At 67.5% G+C, this 1,509-nt stretch carries 3 protein-coding genes; all 3 read right to left on the minus strand.

What is annotated here, in order from left to right:
• Nucleotides 1-526, minus strand: a 526-nt coding sequence (locus AB0B89_RS36380; RefSeq protein ID WP_358562328.1) for a hypothetical protein, incomplete at its 3' end; no start/stop codon positions are given.
• 47 nt (nucleotides 527-573) lie between these two features.
• Nucleotides 574-870, minus strand: coding sequence for a hypothetical protein (locus AB0B89_RS36385; protein ID WP_358562330.1), 297 nt, complete (start codon nucleotides 868-870; stop codon nucleotides 574-576).
• A 147-nt stretch (nucleotides 871-1,017) separates the two neighbouring features.
• A complete protein-coding gene (locus AB0B89_RS36390) occupies nucleotides 1,018-1,398 on the minus strand; it encodes a hypothetical protein (RefSeq protein ID WP_358562333.1) in 381 nt (126 codons plus the stop codon).
• Nucleotides 1,399-1,509 lie beyond the last annotated feature (111 nt).

Raw genomic sequence — 1,509 nt, forward strand, 5'->3', positions numbered from 1 at the left:
GCCATTCGAGGTCCTCGTCGCGCGTGTCGTTGATGAGCCCGCCGTAGTTGTTGTAGGCGCCCGGTGTCGCCCACCCCAGGGCGGCGGCGGCGGCCCGAGCGTCACCGCACGGGCCTTCGGCGGCCACCAGCCGATCGAAGACCTTGTCGATGTCGTCCATCAGGGCCCGGGACACATGCTCTGGAGAGCGGTGGACCACGATCTCTTCCACGGTGCGGACATCGCAGCGGAGCGCGTCGGCCAGGTCCTGCAGCGGCCAGCCGTCGGCGTGCAGGCTGCCGAGCCGGGAGGCGGCGATGTGGACCGGGATGCGCGCCGCCGTGCGGCGCAGGAGTTCGGGGGTGATGAGCAAGATGGCCTCCCCCAACTCGGCGGGAGGGGCGATTTCGTTGTCGTAGATGTCGTCGAGGATGCGGGTGGTGGTGCCGGCTGCCTCGGCGATGACCTGCATCGACCAGCGGTGCTGTCGGCATTGTGCGATGCGGTTGCGTACGACATCGATGGACGGCGGCTTGCGTTTGCTCATGGTGGGCTCCTTGTCTCAGCGCGGTCGCTCGTCGCGCTTGGGGTGGGTTACGGGGCGTCGATCGGGCCGTTCATCAGGCGGTCGTGCTCCTGGAGGAGTTCGTCGATGTGATCCACGTAGCGTGCCATCGACCGGAGCAACGCCTTGCGGACCTGGCGCGTCTGCCGCAGGCTGTAGCCGTGCCAGCCGTCCTCCTGGCGGATGGGGTGCCACACGCGGTCGCCTACGCAGATGCTCGGCAGGTTCAACCAGGCGCCGATGCGCCGGCGGACCAGGCTGGGCGTCTCTCGTTCGGCTCGGGCGATCTGGACGTCCAGGACGTCGTACAGCGCGATCTCTTCCATAGCTCCACCTTTTGACAGGCCCAGGTCGCTCCTCCGGGCACGCCGCCCATACTACGGGCACTTAGCACGGTTGTCAGCGATCAATCTGTACCGGGATAGGGAGGGGGAGTCGCCGCTTGAGCGGCACCTGCGCGCTCAACACCTGGGTCACTGCAGGCGGCCACCACCTGCGCGGTAGGTCCGAGGCTTGGCGCCGCGTTGCCGCGAGACACGGGTGGCAAGCGAGTCGTCGATCCCCGCTTCGCTGGCGATGTCGGCCATCTTGATGCCGGGGCGGGCTTTGACGATCGCGGCGATGATGTCGTTCCTGAACGTGACCAGGATGCTGGTGAACTCTCGGCTGGCGTTCCGCCCGGACTTGATTACCCGCAACGCCTCGAAGGCCGCGTCGATGACTCGGTCGTCCTCGCCGGCGACCTCGATCTGCTGAAGCAGGCCCAGTTGGTTCTTCAGCGCGTGCAGCGCAGCCATCAGTTGATCGATTTGCTCAGGGGAGATTTCTTTCGATGCGCCGGGCTCAGAGAGCACACGACCTCCTGGTGCAGGCGAGACCGACGGCGTCTTCTGGGTGACCGGCCAGGGAGGTCCGCCGGTGGCCACGCTGGGCGCGCCCCGGTACGACCTGCTGCGCTCGCTCGC

The organism is Sphaerisporangium sp. NPDC049002 (assembly GCF_040649355.1).
GTDB lineage: Bacteria > Actinomycetota > Actinomycetes > Streptosporangiales > Streptosporangiaceae > Sphaerisporangium.

What these genes read in the sequence shown, in the direction of transcription:
- AB0B89_RS36385 (WP_358562330.1), bottom strand. Translation starts at nt 870, where the DNA reads ATGGAAGAGATCGCGCTGTACGACGTCCTGGACGTCCAGATCGCCCGA.